The 22,030-nt window shown below is 60.7% G+C and carries 19 protein-coding genes and 1 pseudogene; 11 read left to right on the forward strand and 9 right to left on the reverse strand.

Going from position 1 to position 22,030, the window contains the following annotated elements; translation table 11 throughout:
- Nucleotides 1-41 precede the first annotated feature (41 nt).
- Complete coding sequence (locus ACZZ0K_RS07960; RefSeq protein WP_236168615.1) at nt 42-1,697, forward strand: MFS transporter; 1,656 nt, start codon at nt 42-44, stop codon at nt 1,695-1,697.
- Nucleotides 1,694-2,836 (forward strand): HlyD family secretion protein, encoded by a 1,143-nt coding sequence (locus ACZZ0K_RS07965; protein WP_041480937.1) that lies wholly within the window; start codon nt 1,694-1,696, stop codon nt 2,834-2,836. Before ACZZ0K_RS07960 ends, ACZZ0K_RS07965 begins: the two co-directional genes overlap by 4 nt.
- Before the next feature lie 66 nt (nt 2,837-2,902).
- On the opposite strand, the gene ACZZ0K_RS07970 is transcribed toward ACZZ0K_RS07965, so the two are convergent.
- Nucleotides 2,903-3,097, reverse strand: a complete 195-nt coding sequence (locus tag ACZZ0K_RS07970; RefSeq protein WP_125927669.1) for a hypothetical protein — start codon at nt 3,095-3,097, stop codon at nt 2,903-2,905.
- Between the two features lie 106 nt (nt 3,098-3,203).
- Here ACZZ0K_RS07970 and thpR point away from each other — a divergent pair, with 106 nt between their 5' ends.
- Nucleotides 3,204-3,743 carry an RNA 2',3'-cyclic phosphodiesterase gene (gene thpR, locus ACZZ0K_RS07975; RefSeq protein ID WP_258706877.1) on the forward strand — a complete coding sequence of 180 codons (540 nt, stop codon included), beginning with the start codon at nt 3,204-3,206 and terminating at the stop codon, nt 3,741-3,743.
- 257 nt (nt 3,744-4,000) lie between these two features.
- Here thpR and ACZZ0K_RS07980 read toward each other — a convergent pair whose 3' ends face one another.
- The 5 genes from ACZZ0K_RS07980 to ACZZ0K_RS08000 form a co-directional block, all read right to left on the reverse strand.
- The gene (locus tag ACZZ0K_RS07980; RefSeq protein WP_258706876.1) at nt 4,001-5,098 is read right to left on the reverse strand and encodes a polyamine ABC transporter substrate-binding protein; all 1,098 of its coding nucleotides are present in this window, start codon (nt 5,096-5,098) and stop codon (nt 4,001-4,003) included.
- 154 nt (nt 5,099-5,252) lie between these two features.
- Nucleotides 5,253-6,128: an ABC transporter permease subunit gene (locus tag ACZZ0K_RS07985; protein WP_258706875.1), complete on the reverse strand. Its 876-nt coding sequence runs from the start codon at nt 6,126-6,128 to the stop codon at nt 5,253-5,255.
- Nucleotides 6,125-7,039 (reverse strand): ABC transporter permease subunit, encoded by a 915-nt coding sequence (locus tag ACZZ0K_RS07990; RefSeq protein ID WP_024013334.1) that lies wholly within the window; start codon nt 7,037-7,039, stop codon nt 6,125-6,127. Before ACZZ0K_RS07990 ends, ACZZ0K_RS07985 begins: the two co-directional genes overlap by 4 nt.
- Nucleotides 7,036-8,178 (reverse strand): polyamine ABC transporter ATP-binding protein, encoded by a 1,143-nt coding sequence (gene potA, locus ACZZ0K_RS07995; protein ID WP_042609314.1) that lies wholly within the window; start codon nt 8,176-8,178, stop codon nt 7,036-7,038. The genes ACZZ0K_RS07990 and potA overlap by 4 nt, the downstream gene beginning before the upstream one ends.
- Nucleotides 8,179-8,549: 371 nt before the next feature.
- On the reverse strand, nt 8,550-9,311 hold the full coding sequence (locus tag ACZZ0K_RS08000; protein WP_258706874.1) for a gamma-glutamyl-gamma-aminobutyrate hydrolase family protein: 762 nt from the start codon (nt 9,309-9,311) through the stop codon (nt 8,550-8,552).
- Between the two features lie 282 nt (nt 9,312-9,593).
- Between ACZZ0K_RS08000 and ACZZ0K_RS08005 the strand changes: the two genes are divergently transcribed.
- From ACZZ0K_RS08005 to ACZZ0K_RS08025, 5 genes and pseudogenes are all read left to right on the forward strand, one after another.
- The gene (locus tag ACZZ0K_RS08005) at nt 9,594-10,970 is read left to right on the forward strand and encodes a glutamine synthetase family protein (RefSeq protein WP_007918694.1); all 1,377 of its coding nucleotides are present in this window, start codon (nt 9,594-9,596) and stop codon (nt 10,968-10,970) included.
- Nucleotides 10,971-11,156: 186 nt separating this feature from the next.
- Nucleotides 11,157-12,646, forward strand: a pseudogene (locus ACZZ0K_RS08010) (aldehyde dehydrogenase).
- Nucleotides 12,647-12,695: 49 nt separating this feature from the next.
- Nucleotides 12,696-13,979: an NAD(P)/FAD-dependent oxidoreductase gene (locus ACZZ0K_RS08015; RefSeq protein WP_095181996.1), complete on the forward strand. Its 1,284-nt coding sequence runs from the start codon at nt 12,696-12,698 to the stop codon at nt 13,977-13,979.
- A gap of 347 nt (nt 13,980-14,326) precedes the next feature.
- A complete protein-coding gene (locus ACZZ0K_RS08020; RefSeq protein WP_011333561.1) occupies nt 14,327-14,875 on the forward strand; it encodes a cupin domain-containing protein in 549 nt (182 codons plus the stop codon).
- A 142-nt stretch (nt 14,876-15,017) separates the two neighbouring features.
- On the forward strand, nt 15,018-15,302 hold the full coding sequence (locus tag ACZZ0K_RS08025) for a hypothetical protein (protein WP_258706872.1): 285 nt from the start codon (nt 15,018-15,020) through the stop codon (nt 15,300-15,302).
- Between the two features lie 70 nt (nt 15,303-15,372).
- On the opposite strand, the gene ACZZ0K_RS08030 is transcribed toward ACZZ0K_RS08025, so the two are convergent.
- A complete protein-coding gene (locus ACZZ0K_RS08030) occupies nt 15,373-15,804 on the reverse strand; it encodes a hypothetical protein (protein WP_258706871.1) in 432 nt (143 codons plus the stop codon).
- Between the two features lie 159 nt (nt 15,805-15,963).
- Between ACZZ0K_RS08030 and ACZZ0K_RS08035 the strand changes: the two genes are divergently transcribed.
- The 3 genes from ACZZ0K_RS08035 (at nt 15,964) to ACZZ0K_RS08045 (ending at nt 18,558) form a co-directional block, all read left to right on the forward strand.
- The gene (locus ACZZ0K_RS08035; protein WP_258706870.1) at nt 15,964-16,386 is read left to right on the forward strand and encodes an HD domain-containing protein; all 423 of its coding nucleotides are present in this window, start codon (nt 15,964-15,966) and stop codon (nt 16,384-16,386) included.
- Between the two features lie 145 nt (nt 16,387-16,531).
- Entirely contained in the window at nt 16,532-17,587 is a 1,056-nt protein-coding gene (locus tag ACZZ0K_RS08040; RefSeq protein ID WP_258706869.1) for an AbrB family transcriptional regulator, read from the forward strand.
- Between the two features lie 185 nt (nt 17,588-17,772).
- Complete coding sequence (locus tag ACZZ0K_RS08045; protein WP_258706868.1) at nt 17,773-18,558, forward strand: DeoR/GlpR family DNA-binding transcription regulator; 786 nt, start codon at nt 17,773-17,775, stop codon at nt 18,556-18,558.
- Nucleotides 18,559-18,670: 112 nt separating this feature from the next.
- On the opposite strand, the gene ACZZ0K_RS08050 is transcribed toward ACZZ0K_RS08045, so the two are convergent.
- Nucleotides 18,671-19,954 (reverse strand): NAD(P)/FAD-dependent oxidoreductase, encoded by a 1,284-nt coding sequence (locus tag ACZZ0K_RS08050; RefSeq protein WP_258706867.1) that lies wholly within the window; start codon nt 19,952-19,954, stop codon nt 18,671-18,673.
- Between the two features lie 147 nt (nt 19,955-20,101).
- The gene (locus tag ACZZ0K_RS08055; protein ID WP_258706866.1) at nt 20,102-21,466 is read right to left on the reverse strand and encodes a glutamine synthetase family protein; all 1,365 of its coding nucleotides are present in this window, start codon (nt 21,464-21,466) and stop codon (nt 20,102-20,104) included.
- Between the last annotated feature and the right edge of the window lie 564 nt (nt 21,467-22,030).

Consider the following 22,030-nt stretch of genomic DNA (forward strand, 5'->3'; position numbering starts at 1 on the left):
ATTGCGGCAAACTTCCTTCACCCCCAGCACCAGGCCGATTCATGGATAAATACGCCCCGCGCAACTGGCAACCCCACGAAAAGCCCAGCCTGCCCGGTTCTCCGTCGACACCGCTGCACTCCACGCCCAAGCGCCTGGCGTACGCGGCGGTTGGCGTGCTGGTGGCGGTGACCGGTGGGTTGGGCAACTCGCTGGTGGTTGCCAACCTGCCTTACCTGCAAGGCTCGCTCGGCGCGACCACGGCGGAGATGGCCTGGCTGCCGGCGGCGTATGTGATGACCAACGTGTCGATGAACCTGCTGCTGGTGAAGTTTCGCCAGCAATTCGGCTTGCGCGCGTTCACCGAAGTGTTTCTGGTGCTGTATGCGCTGGTGACCTTCGGCCATTTGTTCGTCAACGATCTCAACTCGGCAGTGGCGGTGCGGGCTGCCCACGGCATGGTCGGTGCGGCGCTGAGCTCGCTGGGTCTGTATTACATGGTGCAGGCGTTCCCGGCGAAGTGGCGGCTCAAAGCGTTGGTGCTCGGCCTCGGCACGTCGCAACTGGCGTTACCGCTGGCGCGGCTGTTTTCCGAAGACCTGTTGCAGATCGCCGAATGGCGCGGTCTGTACCTGTTCGAATTGGGCATGGCCCTGCTGTCACTCGGCTGTGTGTTGCTGCTGAAGTTGCCGCCCGGTGACCGCTTCAAGACCTTTGAAAAACTCGACTTCCTGACCTTCGCCATTCTCGCCACCGGTGTGGCGTTGTTGTGCGCGGTGCTGTCGCTGGGGCGCATCGACTGGTGGCTGGAGGCGGACTGGATCGGCGTGGCGCTGGCCTGTTCGATCGCGCTGATCATTATGGGCCTGGCCATTGAGCACAATCGCAGCAACCCGATGTTGATGACCCGCTGGCTGGGCAGCGGAACGATGATTCGCCTGGCGCTGGCGGTGACCCTGATTCGCATGGTCACCTCGGAGCAATCCACCGGCGCGGTCGGTTTCATGCAGAACCTCAACATGGGCTATGAGCAGTTGCACAGTCTGTACGTGGTGATGCTGATCGGCAGTATCGCCGGGCTTGCCACCAGCGCACTGACCATCGACCCCAAACACTTGCTGATGCCGTTGATCATCTCGCTGGCGCTGATGGCCACCGGTTCGGTGATGGACAGTTTTTCCAACAACCTGACCCGCCCGCAAAATCTCTACTTCAGCCAGTTCCTGCTGGCATTCGGCAGTACGTTTTTTCTCGGCCCGACCATGGTCTTCGGCACGCGCAACGTGCTGACCAATCCGCGCAACCTGGTGAGTTTTTCCGTGCTGTTCGGGATCTGCAACAACCTCGGCGGGCTGCTCGGCGCGGCGTTGCTTGGCACTTTTCAGATCGTGCGGGAGAAGTACCACTCCAGCCACATCGTCGATCATCTGGTGATGTCCGATCCGTTGGTGGCGGCGCGCGTGCAGAGTGGCGGTTCGGCCTACGGCGGTTTGCTCGCCGACCCGAGCCTGCGCAATCTGGCCGGCATTCGCAGCCTCGCCAATGCGGCAACACGCGAAGCGAACGTGCTGGCCTATAACGATGTCTTCATGCTGATCGCGGTCATTGCCGTCCTGACCATGATCTGGCTTTCGATTCGTGCGTTGTGGCTGATGAGCACCACCAAAGCCATTGAGCCGACACCTTCCGTACCACCCAGCGGTGCCACTTCTTCATGACCGAACCGACCACCACAACCACCAATGCCATCGCCGCCACGCCTGAAGGGGAAGCGCCGCCATCGTCGCCGAACACTGCGCCGCGTTCGCTGCGGGTGCGGATCATATCTTCGCTGGGCTTTGCCGCAATCGCCATCGTCGGCGTGCTGATCGTGCTGTATGCGTGGCAACTGCCGCCGTTCAGCAGTGCGGTCGAAACCACCGAAAACGCCTTGGTGCGCGGGCAGGTGACGATCATCGGCCCGCAGCTCAGCGGCTATGTGTTCGAGGTGCCGGTGCAGGACTTCCAGTACGTCAAGGCCGGGGATCTGCTGGTGCGTCTGGACGACCGCATTTATCAGCAACGCCTCGACCAGTCCCTGGCACAACTGGCGGTGCAGAAGGCCGGGCTGGCCAACGTCGTGCAGCAACGCAACAGCGCCGAGGCAACGATCAAATTGCGTCAGGCGGTGCTCGCCGACAGCCAGGCGCAGTTGCGCAAGAGCGAGGCCGATCTGCGGCGTAATCAGGAACTGGTGCGCGACGGCTCGGTGTCCAAGCGCGAATTCGACGTGACCCTTGCTGCCAACGCGCAGAGCACGGCTTCTGTGGCGCAGGCCAAGGCCAATCTGGAAATCGCCCGGCAGGATCTGCAAACGGTGATCGTCAATCGCGGCTCGCTGGAGGCCGCCGTGGCCAGTGCCGAAGCGGCGGTGCAACTGGCGCGCATCGATCTGTCGAACACGCGAATTGTCGCCCCGCGCGACGGCCAGCTCGGGCAGATCGGCGTGCGCTTGGGCGCCTACGTCAACTCCGGCGCGCAGTTGATGGCGCTGGTCCCGGACCAGAAGTGGGTGATCGCCAACATGAAGGAAACCCAGATGGCCAACGTACGTGTCGGGCAACCGGTGCGCTTCACCGTCGACGCCTTGAACCACCGCAGATTCACCGGCCATGTGCAGCATATTTCGCCGGGCACCGGCTCGGAATTTGCCTTGCTGCAGGCCGACAACGCCACCGGCAACTTCGTCAAGATCGCCCAGCGCGTGCCGGTGCGCATCACCATCGATCCCGATCAGCAGGAAGCAGAACGCTTGCGGCCGGGGATGTCAGTTGTTGTCAGCATCGACACCGCCGCCGGCGACACCCAACCCCACTGATCAATGCATAACCCTGTGGGAGCGAGCCTGCTCGCTCCCACAGGATTAGTGCTCACGGGGCACTATTCATTCGGGCGAGGGGGTGACCCGGCAACTTTTGCGGTTGCGAATCTGCTCGTCGCTGGGCCTCTCGCGGACGAATTCGAAGCGCGGTTCGCCTTCGCTGTAATGCACCAGCCAGCCCCATTCCAGTTCGCTTTCTTCCTGTCCGGGATGTGGTGGCCGGGCCCACCAGGGTTCTTTGCTGAGGATCTCGCGCATGGCAGCCTCCGGTTGATGGCAATCCCTGAACTATAGCTTCCTGTCGCGAGTCGTCAGCACAGGCTGTGTAGAATCGGCGCGATCATGACGATATGGGGGCAGGGCGATGATGGATGAAGTGCGCAGGCAGGAACCGTCGAAACGGCTGTTTTTCGCTTTGGATTGCCCGCCGGCGCAGCGCAAGGCAATCGCCCAGTGGCGCGCGGAGCTGGGCCTGCGCAGCGGCAAACCGGTGCCGGCGGATAACTTTCATCTGACTCTGCTGTTCCTCGGTGCGGTGCCGTTGGCGCAGATTCACGGCGTCTGCGAAGCAGCGGGCAGTGTGCGTATTCCGGGCGAAACGTTGCGTATTGAGCTGGATCGCTTGCAGGTCTGGCATCGCGCCGGTGTGCTGTCGCTGGCGCCCGAGCAGGCACCGCCGGCGCTGTTGCGCCTGGTCTACGCGCTGGAGCAGGCGATGCTGCCGTTCGGTTTTGAACAACCCACCCACGAGTTCCGGCCGCACTTGACGCTGGCCCGCGAGTACCGCGCGCCGGAGCCGGAAGCGCGCACGCCGCCGGAGTTCTTTCTGCGTGCTGAACGCTTCGCTCTGTTCGAATCGCACAAGGGTCGCTATCGAGTTGTGCAGGACTGGTCGCTGATCTGAACGGACAAAAAAGGCGCCCGAAGGCGCCTGCAAATTCACCCGAGCCGAGGGAGCCGGGTGAGGCCGTTCAGAGTAGGGTGCAGCGGTGGTAAGGCGCTGCGTGAACGGAAATCTGGCAATGTCCGAATTCGATCGAAAACCTGTGGGAGCTGGCTTGCCAGCGATGGGGCCAGCGCATCTAGCGTCATCGTTGTCTGACCCACCGCCATCGCTGGCAAGCCAGCTCCCACAGGGTTTATCAGTGTTGACTGGTGGGCTTATTTACCGAGCTTCACCCGCGTCCAGCCGCGCGTCATGATCCGCTGTGTGGCAATCGGCTGATCCGGCACTGCATACAAAGTCGCCATCACCGCTTGCGACGGATACGAGCCCGGTTCGTTGCGGATCGCTTCGTCCACCAGTGGCGTGGCCGCTGCGTTGGCGTTGCTGTAGCCGATGCTGTTGGTGACTTCGGCGATGATGTCCGGGCGCATCAGGAAATCCATGAACAGGTAGGCGTTGTCGACGTTCGCCGCATCCCGGGGGATGGCGACCATGTCGTAGAAACTGCCGGCGCCTTCCTTGGGTATGCTGTAGTCGATCACCACCTTGTTGCCCGATTCCACCGCGCGGGCCTTGGCCTGCAGGACGTCGCCGGAGTAACCCACCGCCACGCAGATGTTGCCGTTGGCCAGATCGGAGATGTACTTCGAGGAATGGAAATACGCCACGTAAGGGCGGATTTTCATGAACAGCGCTTCGGCTTCGGCGATGTGCGCCTTGTCCTTGTCGTTCACCGGATAGCCCAGGTAGTGCAGGGCAGCCGGAAGCATTTCGGTTGGCGAATCGAGGAAACTGATGCCACAGGCTTTGAGTTTTTCCGCGTTCTCCGGTTTGAACAGCAAGTCCCAGGAGTTGGTCGGGGCGTTGGCGCCGAGCACTTCCTTGATCTTCGCCGGGTTGAAACCGATGCCGATCGAGCCCCACATGTACGGGAACGCATGCGCGTTGTCCGGATCACTGGCGGAAGCGTTTTTCAGCAATACCGGGTTGAGATTCTTCCAGTTCGGCAGCTTCGACTTGTCCAGCGGCTGGTAGACGCCGGCTTTGATCTGCTTGGCCAGAAAACTGTTCGACGGCACGACGATGTCATAGCCGGATTTGCCCGCGAGCAGGCGCGCTTCAAGGGTTTCGTTGCTGTCGAAGACGTCGTAGGTCACGCGAATGCCGGTCTCGTCTTCGAACTTTTTCACGGTGTCCGGCGCGATGTAATCGGACCAGTTGTAAACACGCAGCACCTTGTCGTTGGCCTGGGCGCCCATGATCATCGCGCCCATTAAGGACAGTGTCAGCAGAGTCCTGCCAAACATTTTCATCGGTACAACTCCCTTCTTCTTATTCAAAAACACAAAGCCAAAACCTGATCAACTGCGCCCGTTCATGTAGGAGCTGTCGAGTGAAACGAGGCTGCGATCTTTTGATCTTTCACATCAAGATCAAAGATCGCAGCGTGCCGCAGCTCCTACACAGTCAGGCGCTGGCGGCGCGTTGCGGTTGCTGCCACGACTCGCTCGCCGTCTGCTCCATCGCTTCCTGAATCGCCCGTTTGCGGTTGGCTTCGGCCTTGCGGCCGAAGTACCAGACCAGGAAAGTCACCAGCGATACCGCCAGCAGAATCAGGCTGGCCACGGCGTTGATCTCAGGCTTCACGCCCAGACGCACCGCCGAGAACACTTCCATCGGCAGCGTCGTCGAGCCCGGCCCGGAAACGAAACTCGCCAGCACCAGATCGTCCAGCGACAAGGCAAACGACATCATTCCGCCGGCGGCCAGCGACGGCGCGATCATGGGAATGGTGATCAGGAAAAACACCTTGAATGGTTTGGCGCCGAGATCCATCGCCGCTTCTTCGATCGACAGATCCAGCTCGCGAAGGCGCGCGGAGACTACCACCGCGACATAGGCTGCACAAAACGTGGTGTGGGCGATCCAGATGGTGACGATGCCGCGCTCCTGCGGCCAGCCGATCAGTTGCGCCATCGCCACGAACAGCAGCAACAGCGACAGACCGGTGATCACTTCCGGCATCACCAACGGCGCGGTCACCAGACCACCAAACAGCGTGCGGCCCTTGAAGCGCGTCACCCGCGTCAGCACGAACGCCGCCAGCGTCCCCAGTGCCACAGCGGCAATAGCGGTGTAGCAGGCGATCTCCAGCGAGCGCAGCACCGAGCCCATCAGTTGCGTGTTGTCGAGCAGGCCGACATACCACTTCACTGACCAGCCACCCCACACCGTCACCAGTTTCGAGGCGTTGAACGAGTAGATCACCAGAATCAGCATCGGCAGATAAATGAACATCAAGCCGAAGATCAGCATGAACTTGGAAAAGTTGAAGCGTTTCATCCCCGTGCCTCCATCTCTTTGGCCTGGCTGCGGTTGAACAGCAGAATCGGCACAATCAGGATCAACAGCATCACCACCGCCAGCGCGGAAGCCACCGGCCAGTCGCGGTTATTGAAGAACTCCTGCCACAGCACGCGACCGATCATCAGCGTCTCCGGGCCACCCAGCAGTTCCGGAATCACGAACTCGCCGACCACTGGAATGAACACCAACATGCAGCCCGCGATGATGCCGTTCTTGGCCAGCGGCACGGTGATCTTCCAGAAGTTGTTGAAGTTACTCGAGCCCAGATCCTGCGCGGCTTCCAGCAGGCTGTTGTCGTGCTTGACGAGGTTGGCGTAGAGCGGCAGAACCATGAACGGCAGATAGGCGTAAACCACACCGATATAGACGGCAGTGTTGGTGTTGAGGATCTCGATCGGGTGGTCAGTGAGTCCGGTCCACATCAGAAATCCGTTGAGCAACCCGTTGTTGCTGAGGATGCCCATCCACGCATACACGCGGATCAGGATCGCCGTCCAGGTCGGCATCATGATCAACAGCAGCAGGACGTTTTGCGTTTCCTTGCCGGTCTTGGTGATCGCGTAAGCCATCGGGAAACCGATCACCAGGCACATCAGCGTGCTCAGTGCCGCGACCTTCAGCGAGCCGAGGTACGCCGACAGGTACAGCTCGTCTTCGCCGAGCAGGGTGTAGTTGCCGATGTTCAGCAGCAGCTGGAATTTCTGTTCGGCGAAGGTGTAGATCTCCGAGTACGGCGGGATCGACAGCGCGGCTTCCGAGAAGCTGATCTTCATCACCAGAAAGAACGGCAGCATGAAGAACAGGAACAGCCAGATGAACGGAATGCCGATCACCAGTTTTCGTCCGCTGGGCACCAGGCGCAAGAATTGCTGATTGAAAGTTCTCATGAGCGCAGCACCACGCCGCTGTCGTCTTCCCACCAGACATAGACCTTGTCGTCCCAGGTCGGCCGCGCGCCACGGCGTTCGGCATTGGCCATGAACGACTGAACGATCTTGCCGCCGGGCAGCTCGACGTAGAACACCGAATGGCCGCCGAGGTAGGCGATGTCGTGGACCTTGCCTTCGGACCAGTTGTAGCGGAACTCCGGTTGGGAGGTGCTGACGAGCATTTTCTCCGGGCGGATGGCGTAGGTGATCGATTTGTCCTGCACCGACGTGCTGACGCCGTGACCGACATAGATCTTCTGCTGCAAGTCGGGGCTGTGAATGATCGCGTGGCCTTCGAGATCTTCCACCACAGTGCCGTCGAAGGCGTTCACGTTGCCGATGAATTCGCAGACCATGCGGCTGACCGGCGCTTCATAAATGTCCACCGGGCTGCCGATCTGCGCGATCCAGCCCAGGTGCATGATCGCGATGCGCTGGGCCATGGTCATGGCTTCTTCCTGGTCGTGGGTGACCATGACGCAGGTCACGCCGACGCGCTCGATGATCTCCACCAGCTCCAGTTGCATCTGCGAACGCAGCTTTTTATCCAGCGCGCCCATCGGCTCGTCGAGCAGCAACAGTTTCGGCCGTTTGGCCAACGAGCGGGCGAGGGCCACGCGCTGACGCTGGCCGCCGGACAACTGGTGCGGGCGGCGCTTGGCGTATTGGGTCATGTGCACCAGACGCAGCATTTCTTCGACGCGGGCATCGATTTCGCTGGCCGGCAAACGGTCCTGTTTGAGGCCGAAGGCGATGTTCTGCGCCACGGTCATGTGCGGGAACAGCGCGTAGGACTGGAACATCATGTTGATCGGCCGCTCGTACGGCGGCATGTCGGTGATGTCCACGCCATCGAGCAGAATCCGCCCCTCGGTCGGCCGCTCGAAACCGGCGAGCATGCGCAGCAGAGTCGATTTGCCCGAACCGGAACCGCCCAGCAGCGCGAAGATCTCGCCCTGATGGATCTCCAGGGACACATCGTCCACGGCCACGGTTTCGTCGAACTTCTTGGTGACACGATCGACTTTCACCAACACCTTTTTCGGTTGCTGATGACCTTCGAGTGCCTTGCGGTAAGTGCTGGAGGCGTTTGCCATGTGAAACTCCCAACAGGTGTCGTGTGCCTGGCCAATGTGGCCGGGCTTAAGTGGATTGCAAGCCTGTAAGCGCTGCCCCGGTCGAATCGCCGCAATACCCTGTGGGAGCTGGCTTGCCAGCGATGGCGGTGGGTCACTCACCATTAATGTTGAAGGTGACGGCCTCATCGCTGGCAAGCCAGCTCCCACAGGGTTTTGCATTGTTCTGACAGGTATTGCACTTACCGATCCGGCTTGTTCGGCGCCGCCGTCCTGGCTGCGTGGGTCGTACTTGTTGTTATCACGGGTGTTGCGGTTCACGGCTGGCGGATGTGCAGATGCACATCCGCCAGCCGTGGGGGCAGTAAATTGTTATCGAGTCTGGGATTGCGTCAGCGCTGACTGCGCTTCGCCGCCCGTTGCCGGCACGCTGCGCCGAACGCCTGGAAAATCTTCAGGTAGTTCGGGTTGTCCAGCACTTGCCATTCCGGGTGCCATTGCACGCCGAGGGCGAAGGTCGGGCTGTGCTCGACCGAGATCGCCTCGATCAAACCGTCCGGCGCCACGGCTTCAGCACACAGGCCGGGAGCGAGGCGGTCGATGCCTTGGCTGTGAATCGAATTGACCTGAAATTTGTCGGGCAGCCCCAACGCTTCGAACACGCCGCCAGCGATCACGCTGACCGCATGGGCCGGTGCATATTGCACGGCCACATCCGGGCTGTCGGCTTCGCGGTGATCAAGCATGCCGGGCAGCTCATGCACCTTCTGATGCAGGCTGCCGCCGAACGCCACATTCATTTCCTGGAAACCACGGCAGATGCCGAGCACCGGAACGCCCGCCGCGATGGCTGCACGCAATAAAGGAAGGGTAGTGGCGTCGCGGGCCGGATCGTGATCCGTGCCGGGCGCACTGGCCGCGCCTTGATAGTGGAAGGGCTCCACGTTCGAGGGTGAGCCGGTAAGCAACAGACCGTCGAGCTGACCGAGCAGGTCATCGATTTCAGTCAGGTTGCCGAGGGAAGGAATGACAACTGGCAACCCTTGAGCGCCAACGCTGACAGCACGTACGTACTTGTCGCCGCTGATGTGATAGGGGTGCAGGCCAATCTGTTTGACGCACGCAGTAACGCCGATCAATGGCTTGAATGCCATTTTTATTCACCTCGAAGTCTGTCGCTTGAACGAGCTTTTCCGGAGCTTAGCTTCGTTGATTTTAATTAACAACTGTCATGTAAAAAATTCTAAACGCGGTTCATCAAATCGCTTAGGTTTACCGGGGTTTACCGGCGGATATGGCATGAGAGTGTTAAGAAAAGCCCGAAAAATAAAGGCTGCAGGGCAGGGTGTTCGCTATTGACTTCACTTTGCCTTTCGGATTGACTGGCTGCGCAACACAGTGGTGAACATAATAATTAACAGCTAAATAGGTGCATCATGTCGGTCCCTCTGCGTACCGTTCAACTCAACGAAGCCAACGCATTCCTTAAGAAATATCCTGAGGTTTTGTACGTCGACCTTCTGATTGCGGATATGAACGGTGTGGTGCGCGGCAAGCGCATCGAACGCACCAGTCTTCATAAGGTGTACGAAAAAGGCATCAACCTGCCGGCGTCGCTCTTTGCGCTGGACATCAACGGCTCGACGGTGGAAAGCACCGGCCTGGGCCTGGATATCGGCGATGCCGATCGCATCTGTTACCCGATCCCCGGCACCCTGAGCATCGAGCCGTGGCAAAAACGCCCGACCGCTCAACTGCTGATGACCATGCACGAGATCGAAGGTCAGCCGTTCTTCGCTGACCCGCGTGAAGTACTGGCCAACGTTGTGCGCAAATTCGACGACCTCGGCCTGACCATCTGCGCGGCGTTCGAACTCGAGTTCTACCTGATCGACCAGGACAACGTGAACGGTCGTCCGCAGTCGCCACGCTCACCGGTATCCGGCAAGCGTCCGGTGTCGACTCAGGTGTACCTGATCGACGATCTCGACGAATACGTCGATTGCCTGCAAGACATCCTTGAAGGCGCGAAAGAGCAGGGCATCCCGGCGGATGCCATCGTCAAGGAAAGCGCCCCGGCGCAGTTCGAAGTCAACCTGCATCACGTCTCCGACCCGATCAAGGCGTGCGATTACGCGGTCCTGCTCAAGCGTCTGGTGAAGAACATCGCCTACGACCACGAGATGGACACGACTTTCATGGCCAAGCCTTATCCGGGCCAGGCCGGCAATGGTTTGCACGTGCACATTTCGATTCTGGATAAAGAAGGCAACAACATCTTCGCCAGCGAGGATCCCGAGCAGAACGCCGCACTGCGTCACGCGATCGGCGGTGTGCTCGAGACCCTGCCGGCGCAAATGGCGTTCCTCTGCCCGAACGTCAACTCGTACCGCCGCTTCGGCGCGCAATTCTATGTGCCGAACTCGCCGAGCTGGGGCATCGACAACCGCACCGTGGCCGTGCGCGTGCCGACCGGTTCAGCGGACGCCGTGCGCATCGAGCACCGCGTCGCCGGTGCCGATGCCAACCCGTACCTGCTGATGGCGTCGGTGCTGGCCGGTATCCACCACGGGCTTACCAACCAGATCGAGCCTGGCGCGCCGGTCGAAGGCAACAGCTACGAGCAGAACGAGCAGAGCCTGCCGAACAACCTGCGCGACGCCTTGCGCGAGCTCGACGACAGCGAAGTCATGGCGCGCTACATCGACCCGATGTACATCGACGTGTTCGTTGCGTGCAAGGAAAGCGAGCTGGCCGAGTTCGAGAACTCGATTTCTGACCTTGAGTACAACTGGTATCTGCATACGGTGTGATCACAGACACCACCGATCCAATGTGGGAGCGAGCCTGCTCGCGAATGCGGTATGTCAGCCAGAATATTGTTGCCTGACACGACGCTTTCGCGAGCAGGCTCGCTCCCACAGGGGATCGGGTTATCAATTTGGATGAGTGGGTGATCACCCGCCGTCGCCCAATCCGCCCTTGTCGAGCTCAAAACAATGACCACAACCCGCAACGACTGGGAACAACGCTTCCAGTCTCTGTCCATCGAATCCCGCGCCTTCATCAACGGCGAATACCGCCCGGCGATCAGCGGCGACACTTTCGAATGTCTGAGCCCGGTCGACGGCCGCTTTCTTGCCGCCGTCGCCAGCACCGATGAAGCCGACGCCAACCTGGCCGTCGAAGCCGCGCGCCAGTCGTTCAACTCCGGCATCTGGGCGAAAAAGCCCCGGCCGAGCGCAAGCGCGTCCTGATCCGCTTCGCCGATCTGATCCTGCAACACCAGGAAGAACTGGCACTGCTGGAAACCCTCGACATGGGCAAACCGATCAGCGATTCGATGAGCATCGACATCCCGGCGACCGCCAACGCGATCCGCTGGAGCGCCGAGGCCATCGACAAGATCTACGACGAAGTCGCCGCCACGCCGCACGACCAACTTGGCCTCGTCACCCGTGAGCCCTCGGGTGTGGTCGCCGCCATCGTGCCATGGAATTTTCCGCTGATCATGGCCAGCTGGAAGTTCGCCCCGGCGCTGGCGGCGGGTAATTCGTTCATCCTCAAGCCTTCGGAAAAATCACCGCTGACCGCTATCCGCATCGCGCAACTGGCGCTGGAGGCGGGTATTCCGAAGGGCGTGTTCAACGTGCTGCCGGGCTACGGCCACACCGTCGGCAAGGCGCTGGCGTTGCACATGGACGTCGACGTGCTGGCCTTCACCGGCTCCACGGCGATCGCCAAGCAGCTGATGATCTATGCCGGCCAGAGCAACATGAAACGCGTCTGGCTCGAGGCCGGCGGCAAGAGCCCGAACGTGGTGTTCGCCGACGCACCGGACCTGCGCGCGGCAGTCCAGGCAGCAGCCAGTGCCATCGCCTTCAACCAGGGCGAAGTCTGCACTGCCGGATCGCGTCTGCTGGTCGAGCGCTCGATTCGCGAGCAGTTCATTCCGCTGCTGGTGGAAGCGCTGCAAGCGTGGAAACCGGGGCACGCGCTTGATCCGGCGACCACCGTCGGCGCCGTGGTCGACCAGCGTCAACTGGACAACGTGCTGCGCTACATCAGCATCGGCCGCGAGCAGGGCGCCGAGTTGATTGCCGGCGGCCAGCGCACCCTCGAAGAAACCGGCGGCCTCTACGTGCAGCCAGCGATTTTCGACGGCGTGACCAATGCGATGACCATCGCTCAGGAAGAAATCTTCGGCCCGGTGCTGTCGCTGATCACCTTCGACACTGCCGAAGAAGCCCTGCAGATCGCCAACGACAGCATCTTCGGCCTCGCCGCCGGGGTGTGGACCAGCAACCTGAGCAAGGCGCACACCTTCGCCCGCGGCCTGCGCGCCGGCAGCGTCTGGGTCAACCAGTACGACGGCGGCGACATGACTGCGCCATTCGGTGGCTTCAAACAATCGGGCAACGGTCGCGACAAATCGCTGCACGCGTTCGACAAGTACACCGAACTGAAAGCGACCTGGATCAAGCTCTGACTCTTTTACAGCGGCGGCCGCCCCTGGTTGGCTGCCCTCGGAGAAACCTATGAAACAGCAACACGTAAACAGCTACTACGCCGCCACCCGCAACGAAGTCATCGACTTCCCGATTCTCGAAGAAGCGCTGGACTGCGACGTCTGCATCATCGGCGCCGGTTATACCGGCCTGTCCTCGGCGCTGTTCCTCAGCGAAGCCGGCTACAAAGTCACGGTGCTGGAAGCGGCGAAAGTCGGCTACGGCGCCAGCGGTCGCAATGGCGGCCAACTGGTCAACTCCTACAGCCGCGACGTCGATGTCATCGAAGAGCGCTACGGCGACAAGACTGCAGAAATCCTCGGCAGCATGATCTTCGAAGGCGCCGATATCATTCGTTCGCGCATCAAGAATTACGACATCAAGTGCGACTACCGTTCGGGCGGTATTTTCGCGGCGATGAACAAGAAACAGCTCAACGGCCTGGCCGAGCAGAAGCGCAACTGGGAACGCTACGGCAACCGCAATCTGAAGATGCTCGATGCAGCGGATATTCGTCGCGAAGTCGGCTCCGACGCCTACGTTGGCGGCTTGCTGGACATGCAGGGCGGCCACGTTCATCCATTGAACTTGGCCCTCGGCGAAGCCGCCGCCATCGTGCGTTTGGGCGGCAAGATCTACGAACAGTCGGCGGCGGTGGAAATCACCTACGGCGAGCCGATCACCGTGCGCACTGCCAAAGGTCTGGTCCGCGCCAAATACCTGCTGATCGCCGGCAACGCTTATCTGCCACAAGGCCTAGACAATCGTGTTACCGCGAAAAGCATGCCGTGTGGTTCGCAGATCGTCGTCACCGAACCGCTGACCGAGCAGCAGGCGCGCAGCCTGATCACCAACAACTATTGCGTCGAAGACTGCAACTACCTGCTGGATTACTACCGCCTCACCGCTGACAACCGCCTGCTTTACGGTGGTGGTGTGGTGTATGGCGCGCGGGAGCCGGACGATATCGAGCAACTGATCCGGCCGAAGATCCTCAAGACCTTCCCGCAGCTCAAGGACGTGAAGATCGACTACCGCTGGACCGGCAACTTCCTGCTGACCATGTCGCGCATGCCGCAATTCGGCCGCATCGAAAAGAATGCCTACTACATGCAGGGCTACAGCGGCCACGGCGTCACCTGCTCGCACCTGGCCGGCAAACTGATCTCGGAAATGATCCGCGGCGACGCCGAACGCTTCAACGCCTTCGCCTCACTGCCGCACATGCCAATGCTCGGCGGCCGCACCTTCTCCGCACCGCTTACCGCGCTTGGCGCCGTCTACTACTCCCTGCGCGACCGTTTCGGCGTCTGACTTACCTCCCGGCGGCGGTCCGAAAGACCTCGCCGGTTTTTCACTTATGCAAAACCACTGATGTCCACTGTGGGAGCGAGCCTGCTCGCGAAGAGGCCATATCAGGCGACATCGATTCGCCAGACACTACGCTTTCGCGAGCAGGCTCGCTCCCACAGTGGCTGTATTGCCAAGGCCAACAGGACTTTTGCCGCACCATCCATCGAACCTGCTGAGCAACACCGGCAAACGTGATTTAATAGCCGCCTTTCACGGTTCCGGGACACGGGAGCAACGTGATCCGCGCGACCTGCGCGTCACCCGCCACCCACCCCCATTACCCTTAAGTACCTCAACATAAGGCTGTCATGGATACGGGTTCTCGACTCAAACTAGTACGCGAAAGCTACAAACTCTCCCAGCGCGAGCTCGCCCGGCGTAGCGGCGTGACCAACGCGACCATCTCGCTGATCGAACAGAACCGCGTCAGCCCCTCCGTCAGCTCGCTGAAAAAGCTGCTCGAGGGCATACCGATGTCCCTGGCCGACTTCTTCACCTTCGACCAGCCCCCGCGCGAACACCAATACGTGTTCCGCGCCAACGAACAACCCGACCTCGGCCGCCACGGCCTGCGTCTGCTGCTCATCGGCGCCTCCGTCCCTAGCCGGCAGATGCGCCTGCTCCGCGAACAATATGCCCCCGGCGCCAGCTCCGGCGAAGAACCGATCGTGCATGCCGAAGGCGAAGAGTGCGGACTGGTCACGCGCGGCACGGTGGAACTGACCGTGGACGGGCAGGTGAGTGTTTTGAGTGCTGGGGATGGTTACTACTTTCCGACGACGTTGCCGCATAAGTTTCGCAATATCGGAGCGGATGAGGCGGAGATTATTAGTGCGAATACGCCGGCGAATTTTTGATCGGATAACGCATTATTTTTTGTTGACCCGGCATCTTTACGAGGTGCCGGGTTGTTTGTTCCTGCCATTCGTCAGCCTTCCCGCATTTTCCCCGCGTACGCGCTTCCAATGCATAACTCACCCCCGCAGAGGAACCGCCGACATGCATAAATCCAGTCTCGCAGCATTCACCTTGGCCACGCTGTTATCCGCCACTTCGCTCTATGCAACAGCCGCCAGCGATACCCCGGCACCCACCGCTAACGACGGCAATAGCCAGACCAATCCGAGTGCGCCGGAAGACATTCATTCCAATGGCGCCACCGTGCCCAAAGGCACGCAGGGCAACACCACCAACAATGACGGCTCTACACCTTCGGGTTCCAAGCCCAGTGGTTCGAAGCAATCGAACGACAGCGGCACGAGCAGGGGTGCAGGTGAAGGTTGAAGCTGTTTGCAGATGCAGCAAGCCCGGCATCAAGCCGGGCTCTCTGTCAGGCAATCCTCGATAACCGAGACTATTTAGCCTTCCAGTTCCCGCCACTGTTTTCGCAATCAATCTTCGCCTGCGCCAAGTGCTCACCGTTGTAGTAATACGTGGTGACTTTGGCGTTGTCGGGCATGTTCAGCGGTTTGGCGCTTTTGTCTTTGCTGGTCGAGTGCGGGTTGGCGAGGGATTCCTGGGTGAGGCGAGCGGTGCAGGTGGCTTGGTAGTGGTCGTCGCAGCGTTGGACTTTCTTCTTGATGGCGTTGAGGGTGTCCTTGGTTTCGTTGCTGCATGACCAGTTGATGGAGTCCACCGGCATGCCTTCGTATTCGTAACAGCTATGGGTTTCCACGGCGGGCACTGCGGCGCTGGAGGAGCGGGTCTGCACGTCGCAGCCTTCGGCCATGACGCAGGTGGGGATGATGGCGAACGTGGCGATCAGGAGCAGCAGTCGGGTTTTCATCGGCAATTCCTCTCCAATGGCGCCGCGTCTGATCGGTGATTTGGCGCTTGTCTGGTTTCGAGGCGGCGAGGGCGGGCAAGGTTCAATCGGCTTTGCGCTGCGCGATCTTCGCGTACACTGCGCAACAATCAGAAACATAAAGCGCAGGATTCGATTCCCATGGCCCAAACCCTCGAACGCGCTATCGCCATTGCCGCCACGGCCCACAGCGGGCAGGTGGACAAGGGCGGGGCGCCGTACATTCTGCATCCACTGAAAGTCATGTTGCGCATGCACACGCTGGAGGAGCGCATCGTCGCTGTGCTGCACGATGTGGTCGAGGATTGCGGGGTAAGTCTGGATGACTTACGCGGGGAAGGTTTCAGCGAAGAGGTGCTGGCGGCGATTGCGGCGGTGACCAAAGTGCCCGGCGAGTCCTACGAGGATTTTGTCGACCGTGCCGCGCAAAACCCGATCGGCCGGGTGGTGAAGCTGGCGGATCTGGAAGAGAACAGCGATATCTCGCGGATTGCCTCGCCGAGTTGGGAGGATCTGGAGCGGATCGAGAAATATCGGCGGGCGATTGCACGCTTGCGTATGTAAGACGTATTGGATTCTTGTGGGAGCGAGCCTGCTCGCGAAGGCGATAGATCAGTTATTTATCTGTGACTGGCAGGATGCTTTCGCGAGCAGGCTCGCTCCCACAGGAAAATAGTGGTGTCTCACAAAATAGCCAGGAAGGCGAACCATGAAATCCATTGTGTGCTTGTTGATTGCGGCCGGTTTCGGCGCGTTGTTGCAGTTTGAAGGCGTACCCCACGGCTTGCTGCTGGGCTCGATTGTTGTTACTGCGTTGTTCGCCAGTAAAACCGGCATCGCCCCGGCAACTCCTTATGGACTGGGCTACATCCAGGTCACGCTGGGCATCGCCACCGGGTTGATGTTCGAAGCATGGGACAGCGAAACGGCCGCGACGATGTTGCCCAGCCTTGGCGTGTTGCTGATCTGCCTGACCGTACAAATCGCACTCGCCGGATGGTGGCTGACACGCGGCGCCGGCTGGAATCGCACCGATGCACTGCTGGCGGTGTATCCCGGCGCGTTGGCCGCAGTGTTCGATTTGCTCGAATCGGAAAAGGCTTCAAGCAAAGTCATCATCGTGCATCTGATGCGGCTGCTGTTGATCACCGTGCTGGTGAGTTTGCTCATTCCCGGGCAAGCAGCGGTGGCTGAAGTGGTCAGCGATCCGTTGACCACCGGCATGGCGCTGACCGCGTTCTCTGTCATCGCGCTGAGCGTATTGCTCGGCCGCCTGCTGTTGCTGATCGGCGTCCCGGCGCCGTTCATGCTCACTGCGATCATCATCACTGCTGTGTTTGTGAAGACGGGATGGCTGCACGGCTTTCACATGCCGGAGTGGAGTTTGAGCCTGGCCGCACTGATTCTTGGCATGCGCATCGGCTCACGTTTTCAGGGGCTCGGCATCGCAGAACTGGCGCGGCATGGGCGCACGGCGTTGGTCTCGGTGGGTTTGATGATCGTCGTTGCAGCGGTGTTTGCCGAGGTGGCCGCGCGCTGGCTGAGCAGTGATCCACTGTCACTGTGGCTGGCGTACATGCCGGGCGCGATCGAGACGATTGCGATTGTCGCGTTTGGCGGCGGGCTGAATGTGGTGTTTATTCTGACGCATCATCTGAGCCGGATGGTGCTGCTGCATTTTGCCCCGGCGTTGTTGGTGCAGGTCAGGCGTGGCCCAAGGCAATCGCGAACGACACGACGATCATGCAGGCGAAGGCGAAATTGAGATTCATGGGCTGTTCATCCTGAGCTTTTGAGAGTGGGGCCATTGTGAACAGGCGCAGCGCAAAGAAAAATTCGCCGTGTTGATTCCAATGATCGAAAGCATTGATAGCCGTCGCGTTTGTATTTGCCCGAGACTTTCGCTAGTGTCGCCGAAACCTGCAACTACAAGCACAAACAGGCATAACCATGCACGACCACTCCATCGCCGAATTGCCGTCCCTGCGCCGGCAGAAAATCCTTTTGCTTCTCGAACGTGACGGCAAGGTCATGGCCTCCGAGCTTAGCCAGCATTTCGCGGTGTCCGAAGACACCATCCGCCGCGACCTTGCCGAGCTGGACAGCGCCGGGCTGGTGCAGCGGGTGCATGGCGGGGCGTTGCCGCGACCGAAGGACTCGGGCAAGGATTACTTCACTCGTCTGGATGAGACCGACGAGGTCAAGGTGCGCCTGGCGCAATTGGCGGCGCAGCACATCGAGGATGGGCAGATTGTGTTGTTCGATTCCGGCTCGACCACCTTGCAGGTGGCGCGCGCGTTACCGTCCGATATCCGCATCACCGCCGTGACCGCTTCCCCACTGACGGCGATTGCCTTGTCCGAATATAAAGGTGTGAAAGTGATTCTGGCGGGTGGTGAATTGAATCCGCATTCGATGTCGGCCAGTGGTCAGGAAGCGCTGCGACTGTTGGCCGGAATCAAGGCGGATCTGGCGATTACCGGGGTGTGTGCGATTCATCCCGAGGTCGGGATTACCTCGCTGCATTTCGATGAAGTGCCGATCAAACAGGCGATGCTCGACAGTGCAGCGCGGGTGATTGCAGTGACTACGGCAGACAAGCTGGGTGCGGTGGAGCCGTTTGTGGTCGCGCCGTGCACGCGCCTGCATAGGTTGATTACCGAGCGGCATCCCGGGTCGGGGAATGTCGAGGATTATCGGCGGTTGGGGATTGTGGTGGAGCAGTTGCCGGATTGAATTTTGTGTGGGGTTTGAGGGCCTCTTCGCGAGCAGGCTCGCTCCCACAGGGTGTTGTGTCGTGCACAAATCCAATGTGGGAGCGAGCCTGCTCGCGATAGGGCCAGTGAATTCAGCGCAACCGCTCGAGCATCTGGTAATACCACATCCCCGCCGCCAGCAACGGATTGCCTAGCAGGTCGCCCATTGGCACGCGGATGTGCTGGCACGCGGCGAAGGTATCGAACTGTTCCATTTGCCCGGTGATTGCCCGGCTCATGATCTCGCCCATGATGTGTGTGGTGGCGATGCCGTGTCCCGAGTAGCCCTGGCAATACCAGACGTTGTCCGAGAGCTTGCCCAGTTGCGGGATGCGGTTGATGACGATGCCCATCGCGCAGCTCCACTGGTAATCGATCGGGACACCTTTGAGCGCCGGGAATGTGCGTTCGATACACGGGCGCAGTTCCGCAGTGATGTCGCGCGAATCCTTGCCGCTGTAGTTGGCGCCGCCGCCGAACAGCAAACGGCCGTCGGCGGTCAGCCGGTAGTAATCGAGGACGAAGCGGCAGTCGTACACGGCGAGGTCTTCGGGGTTGATCTGTTGCGCCAGATCACCGAGCGGCGCGGTGGTGACGATGCCGCCCATGGCCGGGAAAATCTTGCCCTTGAGCTGGCCCGGTTCGAGCTTGTGATAGACGTCACCGGCGAGCATCACCTGACTGGCGTCGATCTGGCCGTGAGCGGTGCGCACGCCAGGTGTGTCGCCGTGGATGATCTCCAGCACTTCACTGTTTTCGAAGATCAGCGCGCCCAGGCTTTCGGCTGCGCGTGCTTCGCCAAGGCACAGGTTGAGCGGGTGCAGATGCATGTTGCGGGTGTTCTTGATCGCGCCGTGGTAGAGCTCGCTTTGCAGCAGGTCGCGAACCTGGCTGCGGTCGAGCAGGCTCACTTCATCGCCTAATCCGCGACGCACGGCTTCGTCGTAATCCTTGCGCAGATCGACCATGTGGCTTGGCTTGTACGCCGCGTGCAAATGGCCGTGTTTGAGGTCGCACTGGATCGCATATTTCTCGACGCGCTCGCGGATGATTTCATGCCCGCGCCAGCGTAGATGCCAGATGAAATCGTCCACGTCATCGCCCAGTTTCGCGCGCATCTGCTTGCGCATCGCACCGTCGCCGGACAGGCTGCCGGTGACTTGCCCGCCATTGCGCCCGGTGGCGCCCCAGCCGATCTTGTGGCTTTCGACGATGGCGACTTTCAGGCCTTTTTCCGCCAGCTCGACGGCAGTGGCGACGCCAGTGAAACCGCCGCCGATGATCACCACATCGACCTTGTGCCGGCCTTGCACGGTCGGGTAGTCGGTGTCCTGGTTGAGTGTGGCGGTGTAGTAGGAATTGCAGCGAATGGTCATGTCAGGGTCCACAAAAAATTCAGGTTCGAAGTGCATTCCCTGTGGGAGCGAGCCTGCTCGCGAAAGCGGTGTGTCAGTCACCCAAAATGTTGAATGTGATGACGCCTTCGCGAGCAGGCTCGCTCCCACAGGTTCGGTGTCGGATCGTTAAGCCTCGGTCAGGTACCACCGCCAATCCTGCTCACCCACTTCAGCCATGAACTGCCGATACTCGGCACGCTTCACCGCCAGATACACACCAAGAAATTCCTGCCCCAATGCCTCTCGTGCCCACGTGGAATTTTCCAGCGCCTGCAACGACGTCAGCCAGTCGGTCGGCAGCAGTTCTTTCGCCTGGGCATAACCATTGCCCTCGACCGGTGCCCCCGGATCCAGCTCTTCACGAATGCCGCGATGAATGCCGGCGAGGATCGCCGCCGCTGCCAGATACGGGTTGGCGTCGGCGCCGCAGATGCGGTGTTCGATGTGTCGCGTAGGGGCCGGGCCGCCGGGTACGCGCAGGCTGACCGTGCGGTTGTCGACGCCCCAGGTCGGCGCCAGTGGCGCGTAGCTGTTGGCCTGGAAACGTCGGTAGGAGTTGGCGTTGGGGCAAAACAGCAGCAGCGAGTCGAGCAGAGACGCGAGCATGCCGCCAATCGCCGTGCGCAACAGCGGTGTGCCGGCCGGGTCTTGCGAGGCGAACAGATTACGGCCGTCGGCATCGGCGAGGCTGACGTGCATGTGCATGCCGGTGCCGGCCAGATCATCGAACGGCTTGGCCATGAACGTCGCCTGCATGCCGTGCTTGTGCGCCACGCCTTTGACCAGACGTTTGTAGCGTACCGCCTGATCCATCGCCTCCAGTGCGTCGCCATGTTCGAGGGTGATTTCGACCTGACCCGGCGCGTATTCGGAGATCGCCGTGCGCGCCGGAATGCCGTGCAGTTTGCACGCGCTGTAGAGGTCGGCGAGGAACGGCTCGATCTGTTCCAGCTCGCGCAAACCGTAGACTTGCGTGTGTCGCGGTCGCCCGCCGTCGGCGTCCAGCGCCGGTTGCGGGCGGCCGTTGTGGTCGCGTTTGGCATCGAGCAGATAGAACTCCAGCTCGCACGCCATGATCGGGTGATAGCCCTCGGCCTTGAGTCCGTCGATGACTTTGATCAGCAGGTGCCGAGGGTCAGCGATGCTCGCCGGCAGGCCCTCGCTCGGGTGCATGCTGACCTGCACGGCGGCGGTCGGAATCTGTCGCCACGGCAAGCGCACCAGACTGCCTTGCAGCGGATAGGCGCGGCAGTCGATGTCGCCCACATCCCAGACCAGTCCGGAGTTCTCGACGTCCTCGCCTTGTACGGTCAGGCCAAGGATGGTGCTCGGCAGCGGTCGACCGCTTTCGTATACGGCGAGCAGTTCTTCGCGGTGCAACAGCTTGCCGCGCGGCACGCCGTTGGCGTCGAGGATGAACAATTCGATCATGTCGATATCGGGGTTCTGTTCGAGGAACAGGCGTGCGTCTTCGATGGCTGCGAATTTCATGGCAAATCACTCACGATGGCGCCGCACAGGCGCGCAGATTCGGCCGGACACGACGCGACAAAAAGGCGCAAGTGTCCCGGCAGGGATATCAGGAAAATCGGGAAATTGACTGTCGCGGTTTCAGCTCACGCGATCAGACGGGAACGGCGATATCCGGCGGGCGTGCGGAGTGACGCAGCTTGGAGCGGCGCAGGGCCATGGGCAGATTGACGATGCGGTTCATACGCGGCCCCTGTTGCAGTGGGCGCGTACAGCAGAGACGTGCAACCTTTGGGGTTGTTGTGGTGACGTACTCATAACGCGTGTTTCCGTTGGCGGAAAGCGTCGGCGGCAGGGCAGGCCCGGCGACCGGTGTGCCCGGATAGTAAGGGGGAATTCGCGCGCGTGTAAACGGAAGATTCGTCGGTGGCGCTTTCCGGCGTTTGGTCTGATTGACCGAGTTGCCTTTTTCGCGAGCAGGCTCGCTCCCACAGGAGAATGCATTTCAACTGTGGGAGCGAGCCTGCTCGCGAATGGCCGCATCTCGGTCCCGAGCGGACGCGCCGGGCCATCTCGTTGTTTGCC

The sequence above is a fragment of the Pseudomonas sp. AC255 genome (assembly GCF_979258175.1).